Below are 6790 nucleotides of genomic sequence, written 5' to 3'. Positions count from 1 at the left end.
AAGAAGTAGAAAATTCCCACCTCGGCCAGCAGGCGTTCGATAAACTCCAGGTCACTTTCCTGGTACTGGTTTATCTGTTCCCGTTTTGGGTAAGTTTGTTTAAGCTTGAATTCATACTCCCACCCCTTCAAACCATGCTCGCCAAGAATTTGCTCTACCACTTCCGGCACTGATTTGTTGACGAAGAAACGGTGAGTACGAAACTGCTTGTCCAGTAAGGATATAAAAGGTTCCAGAATAATTTCATATGTAACCTGATCGCGTGAACCGGTCAGGCGTCGGAAATTTGTCACTACACCATGAACAATTTTACCGACCATAGAATTAAATAGTTCCCCCACCCCCATGCTCAGCGTAACGGTTTTACTCAACATCATTTCAGCCGTAATGTCCGGATGTGAACTGGTAAAACGAATAGTATAATGATAAAGAGCACTCATTTGTTCTAAACCGTCAAAACGTTCCACATCTAATGGATAAGGACAGGAAGGAATATCGAGTTTATAGCGATTAAGGATACCCTCTGTCATTTTAAATATATCTTCCATTCCTATAGCTCCTGTCCCGGGCCAGAATGATATTGAATAAAATCAAACTCCACAGTATGATGAATACTATCTATAATGCTTCCACTCAACATAAATATATTTCAGGGCGAGTTTATAAAGTCCATAGCCTATGAGCAAGTCCACTACACCTTCCCCACCTGGAATAAAGCGGTAAGGATTGGCAGAAAAGAAGTAGCATTATACAGAGTAAACTATACTGATAGTTCCTGGTGTCATCCCGATGCTGGCAATGATCCGTGAAACAATGATAAGTATGAAATCTTTTATGTTCATAACGTCCAATTTAAACCAGGTGCCTAATAAAACTAATAATGGTCCTCCCATTTCTTATGAATTTTTGGGAATGCATATAGATAGATTACATATCCAACGCATGTAACAACAAAAGCCAGCCCTCCCCAGTAGAATTTGTTCTCTTGCTCTGATACAAAAAAGAACCAACAAGACATAATGAGTCCCACAAGGACTAAAGTTGCACCAACAGCACAAACACCCTTAAAAATGACAAAAATAATAGTGCTTTTAAAATTCATAAGTCACCAAAAAAGCATTTACAAATCTCATTAAACTCTTCTGAGTTGCATTCACCAATGGCGCATGCCATTTCAAATGGTTTTACTGTATCTTCAACAAGAAAATATAAAAGATCCACATCCCCCATACCTTTTAATTTATAATAAATTTTAGGATTCCTGCCTCGTAAATATCGTGACGTATAAATAGCACGTGATGCTTCTGCACCAATCGAAAGTAATGATCCAATGACAGTCCCCGCAAACAGTGCCGTTGTTGCTCGATCCGAAATCACATATCCTAGCTGCACGCCGGTCAATTGTGAAAAAAGTGCTTTCCCCACACTACTGCCAGTAATTTGAAGACCGATAGCAGATATATCAACCCGGGAGATGAAATCATCGATAAATGGCTTGATGATGTTATAAACAGTTTCTTTATCAAAAGTGATAGTTTTGATCAGCCTTGCTAACCGAAATTTATCATCCTGATTCTCTCTGCGGTGTTCAGTGTCTATAAAATCATAGCCAAGATAGGCAAAGCTAACGGGTAAGGAAATAACGCCTTTAGCCACGGCGCCGACAAAACCGGATCCATCGATATTAATGGCCTCAAGCATATCTCTGGCAATCTCTTTTGCGCTGTCCATATCACTACCCATCAATTATAGAACCAGAGCGCACATCAAACTCCAGCCCGATACCCTCTTCCTCACTCCAACCAATAGTCAGAGACGTTGGTTTCTGTTTCGCGGCCATGTGAGTCAGCAGTTGTTGACTCAGCACAGGCAGAATTTGTTGATTGAGCAGACTGTCAACGTTACGCGCGCCGGTATCCGGCAGCAGACAGGCGGCAGTCAGCGCGTCATACAGGCTCTCATCAATCTGCGTGGTCAGGCCGTAATGACGATTCAGGCGCCTGCTCACCTGCGTGAGTTTCATTTCCACGATGGTGCGCATGGCAGCCTCATGTAGCGGGCGGTAAATCACCGTCTGGAAACGGGCCAGCAGCGCCGGCTGGAAGTGGTCACGTAAAATCGGGCGCAGCAGTTCCTGTAGATCGCTTTCGCTGGCCTTCGGCTGTTCGTCCAGCAGTTGCATGATGTGGTCGCTGCCGAGGTTGGAGGTCATCAGAATTACGGTATTACGGAAGTCGATTTCTCGCCCTTCTCCGTCGCGCATAAAGCCGCGGTCAAAGACCTGGTAGAACAGGTTCATGACGTCGCGGTGCGCCTTTTCCACTTCATCCAGCAGCACCACGCTGTACGGACGCTTGCGCACCGCTTCGGTCAGAATGCCACCTTGGCCATAACCGACATAGCCCGGAGGCGAGCCCTTCAGCTGGGAAACCGTGTGCGGCTCCTGGTATTCAGAAAGGTTGATGGTAATCAGCGACTTTTCGCCGCCGTACAGCACATCGGTTAGCGCCAGCGCTGTTTCGGTTTTCCCCACACCGCTCGGGCCAACCAGCAGAAATACCCCCTGAGGGCCGTTCTCCGACGTAAGCCCGGTTTTCGCGGCACGCAGGCGATGGGCGATGGCTTCAAGCGCCCTATCCTGGCCGACCACGCGCTTGCCCATTTCGTTTCCCAGACTCAGCAGTTCAGTCTGCTCGTCTTTCATCAAGGAAGACAGCGGCACGCCTGTCCAGTCGGCAATAACGGTGGCCACGGTACGCACATCCACATCAACGGAAAGTAGCGGGTTGTCGTGTTGCATACCATTCAGCGCTTGCTGCAGCTTATGGGCCTCACTCTGGCGGGATATATCCTGACGGCATTCCAGCAGTTGTTCGGTGAGTTTCAGTTCCTGGCCGTACTGGGTTTCAAGTTCATCAAGTGCAATGATAAGGGTATTTTCTTCCCGCTCGATGGCGGTCAGTCGACCACCATGGCCCTTGTTGCCGACGGCGATATCTTCCAGCAGCGCCTGCTTCTCCATTTCAAGCGAGGTCATCTGCGCGCGAATGCGGGTCAACTGTTCGGGTACGGTATCGAGGCTCATACGCACGCGGGCAGCGGCGGTGTCCAGCAGGTCAATGGCCTTGTCAGGCAGCTGACGACCGGTTAGATAGCGACGAGATAGCGTGACCGCGGCACGGACCGCGTCATCAGTGATATGCACATTATGATGTTCGGCATAGCGCGATTTCAGACCACGTAGCATCAGGCAAGCGGTATCGTCGTCCGGTTCGTCCACTTTCACCATCTGGAAGCGGCGCTCCAGCGCGGCATCGCGCTCAAAATATTGTTTATATTCAGACCAGGTGGTGGCAGCAATGGTTCTGAGTTCGCCGCGAGCCAGCGCAGGTTTTAGCAGGTTGGCCGCATCTGCCCCGCCCGCCTGGTTACCGGCACCGATAAGAGTGTGAGCTTCATCGATAAACAGTAAAATCGGCACTGGCGATTGCTGCACAGCATCGATGACATTTTTAAGACGCTGTTCAAATTCTCCTTTCACGCCCGCGCCCGCCTGCAGCAGACCGAGGTCAAGCGTGCGCAGAACAACCTGCTTGAGGGCTTCCGGTACGTTGCCCCCGGCGATGCGTAATGCAAGCCCCTCCACCAGCGCGGTTTTTCCCACGCCCGGCTCACCGACCAGAATCGGGTTGTTCTTACGACGGCGCGAGAGAATGTCGACCATCTGACGGATTTCCGTATCACGCCCGAACACCGGATCAATCTTGCCCTCTTTAGCTTTGGCGGTGACATCGAGGGTGAATTTATCCAGTGCGTTCTGCAGCGCCGGGCTGAGTTCGCCTTCTCTCAGTTCTGCACCGACCGGACGGCCGACAAACTCCACTTCACCACCATGTTCTTGTGCCAGTTGCTCTTCGTGTTGCACCTCTGGGCGTTCGTCTGACTGCGCATCCAGCAAAGGACGAAGGCGTGCAAGTTGACTCTGGCCCAGCGTCAGCAAAGGCCACAGCCCGTCACAGTGAGCAAGTCGCTGATTTTCCGTCAGCGCCATAAGAAGGTGAATGCTACGGATGTGCTCTTCACCTGCCAGCGAAGCCAGCATCCAGGCTTCCTGCATCAGTTTCTGAAGCTCGGCGGATAACTGCGGGCGGGTGCGCACCGAACGCGGTTGATTATCCAGCCAGCCGAGCAAACCCTGCCAGATGCTGTCCATATCCCACTCGTAGCGACGTGCCAGTACCGTCAGGTCTCCCTCCCCCTGCTCCAGCAATTTCAGCAGCCAGTGCTCAGGCAGGATTTCTGCATGGGCACGGGTCTGGCAGAGTGAAGCCGCCCCTTCCATCGCGCGGGCACAGTACGGATTCAGACGACGTAACAGGATGGCTGGATTTTCCATTTTTCTCTCTCTTGATGGCTCCGGGCACGCTACCGCCCTTCGCTGCTTCCCGTTCAGGGGACCAAAGCGCATACAGTCGGGCAGGCAGATTGTGGGGTTCTTTGCTCAGCGCCCGTAATGACAGACGCTCGGCAAAAAAGCGGACAGAAAAGCCCTGTCCGCTTCGTGACTTACGCGGTGGCGCGTTCGTTCCAGGAATCGGAATGAATGATGTTGCCGTCCTTGTAGGTCCAGGTGATTTTTTCGTAACGCAGTTCTATACGCTCAAGGTGGTTGTGCTTCTCTTTTGCAGGATCCTTGATGTCATACATTTCAGGATTTACTTTCACCACTTTCACGTTTTCCAGTCTGGTGTTGAAGTACTCCACTTCCTGGCCCGCATCGTTGATTTTGTACCACTTGAATTCTGCAGATCTCAGGGTCTGACCGGTGGTCACAGCCTTGTACAGGTACGGACTGGACGAATCGATTTCTTTGGTGAACAGAAACGGCGTGTGGATACGGGTGCCAGTCAGCTTGCCGGTGTTGTTATCGGTAGGGATGTACAGATTATGTTCCTGAGCGACCACTTCGATGCTGCCTTCGCGATCCTGGACGTCTACAGACCCTTTAATGTCCGCACCGCCGTCGTCTTTCAGCCAAAGATAAACAGGAATTGCCATGGAATTACTCTCCATTTAATTGTGATGCGCCATCATCCTGCGATGGCGCCGGGTGTTTGCCCGGTATCTGACAGGCATTGGCCTGCGGTACCAGACTGATTTCGACACGACGGTTGAGCGCACGCCCTTCCACAGTGTCGTTGGTTGCGACAGGACGGCTTTCGCCATAGCCCTGCACCGCAAAACAGCTTTCCGGCACATCGCCGGTGTCACGCATCCAGTTGCGCACCGCTTCAGCACGTTTCAGTGACAGCGTCTGGTTCAGTTGCGGATTGCCGGTGTTATCGGTATGTCCGGACACGACAATCAGCCAGCCCGGTTTCGCCTTAACGCCGACCAGAGAATGCACCAGCATTTTGGTTGACCCGGCCTTCAGCGCCGATTTACCGGAATCAAACAACGACATACTGTCGAGTCGAATGGTTTTCGGACCCTGAATGATTTTCTTAATGACCGGTGGAGGCGGTGGCGGAGGTGCCCAGTCGCTGATGGCTGCCTCAACAGGCGGAACCAGCCGCAGTCCCTGATACAGACCCAGGCGATAACGCAGCGGCTCCCCACGGCGCTGCCAGTCGTCCAGCAATGCCCGATCAGCCCGCAACCGCTGCTGCGCCCGCAATTTCGGCGCAGCCGGTGTGCCGGTCAGATGTTGGTATAATGCAAGATGGTCGCTGACATTGCGGATCAAGCGCTGGTTGTTCACCCAGGACGCCAGCATAGCCAGCGCAAGGAAAATGCCCCCCAGCAGCCCGGCATAACGCCAGAACACCATCCTGCGGCTGACGCCACGTCGGCGCGGTAACGCCGCCAGCAGTAATTCAGGCAGCGGAAGGGGGTCTGAGGTAACGGCAGTATCCGGTGGCAGCGCCGTCACGGCGGTGATGTGCTGTTGCCAGAGATTGCCTGCGATACCGCTCACCGGCGCCATACATATGCCCTGCACGCAGGGCGTCATCACCGGCAGCTCGCCCTGTCGTACCGACAGCAGGTCATTGACCGCACAACTCTGCCAGGCAAGCAGACTGTCCAGCCACAGGCTCTGGCTCAGACGGGAAAGTCGTCCGTCTGTTTCGGTCTCGCGGGTCCATTCCGTCAGTGACATATTTCCCTGACCGGGTTGATATACCTGAATACCGCTCCGTTGACTTACGGAGGTAAACCAGACGGACTCTGCATCCGTGCAGGCCGCTGGTGGCGATACCCAGGTCACGCTCCACAGTGGAGGGATCGTGCCGAATGCCGCACGGCACTGGACGACAGCACGCTGCCATCCCCGCAGCGACTGTGTAAAATCATCACCGGATGTGTGTAGCTCGGGTACCACCGCCAGCATGACGGAGATTTGCGATACCAGGGCCGGGCGAACCAGACTCAGGTGCTGTGCCAGGAGAGGCAGCTGTTCCGCATCCTTCACCCATAAATACCAGCCCTGTCGGGTTTCCCGGTGACGGTATCCAGACATAAACAGCAGGACGTTATCACCACAGGCGAGGATCACCGCCCCCTGAAAATCTTCCGGCGGCAGGTTTTCATCCATAATCCCCCGGACAGCGGTGACGCGGATCTGAGAAGCCTGATGCTGACGCCAGAACATTACCCCGGACACCAGAACAACCAGCATGCTGAGTGCCACACGGCTGCCCGTGGACAGTGGCCAGAATCCCAGGATGAGCCATAGCGCCAGCACGGCACCCAGGGCAGTTAACAGACTTCGGTACACATCCCGCATCGC

General features: G+C 52.9%; 5 protein-coding genes. All 5 read right to left on the bottom strand.

Going from position 1 to position 6790, the window contains the following annotated elements:
• Positions 1-548, bottom strand: a 548-nt coding sequence (locus tag AB6731_RS22515; protein ID WP_371006833.1) for a contractile injection system protein, VgrG/Pvc8 family, incomplete at its 3' end; no start/stop codon positions are given.
• A gap of 550 nt (positions 549-1098) precedes the next feature.
• Positions 1099-1731, bottom strand: a complete 633-nt coding sequence (locus AB6731_RS22510) for a hypothetical protein (RefSeq protein ID WP_371006832.1) — start codon at positions 1729-1731, stop codon at positions 1099-1101.
• Positions 1732-1735: 4 nt separating this feature from the next.
• Positions 1736-4396 carry a type VI secretion system ATPase TssH gene (gene tssH, locus AB6731_RS22505; RefSeq protein WP_371006831.1) on the bottom strand — a complete coding sequence of 887 codons (2661 nt, stop codon included), beginning with the start codon at positions 4394-4396 and terminating at the stop codon, positions 1736-1738.
• A gap of 170 nt (positions 4397-4566) precedes the next feature.
• Positions 4567-5058 carry a type VI secretion system effector Hcp gene (hcp, locus tag AB6731_RS22500; RefSeq protein ID WP_371006830.1) on the bottom strand — a complete coding sequence of 164 codons (492 nt, stop codon included), beginning with the start codon at positions 5056-5058 and terminating at the stop codon, positions 4567-4569.
• A gap of 4 nt (positions 5059-5062) precedes the next feature.
• Positions 5063-6787: an OmpA family protein gene (locus tag AB6731_RS22495; RefSeq protein WP_371006829.1), complete on the bottom strand. Its 1725-nt coding sequence runs from the start codon at positions 6785-6787 to the stop codon at positions 5063-5065.
• Positions 6788-6790: the final 3 nt, after the last annotated feature.

Source organism: Enterobacter sp. RCC_40 (assembly GCF_041360735.1).
Taxonomy (GTDB): domain Bacteria; phylum Pseudomonadota; class Gammaproteobacteria; order Enterobacterales; family Enterobacteriaceae; genus Enterobacter; species Enterobacter ludwigii.
The sequence above is the reverse complement of the archived record's forward strand: the minus strand, read 5'-3'. Positions and strand labels throughout refer to the sequence as shown.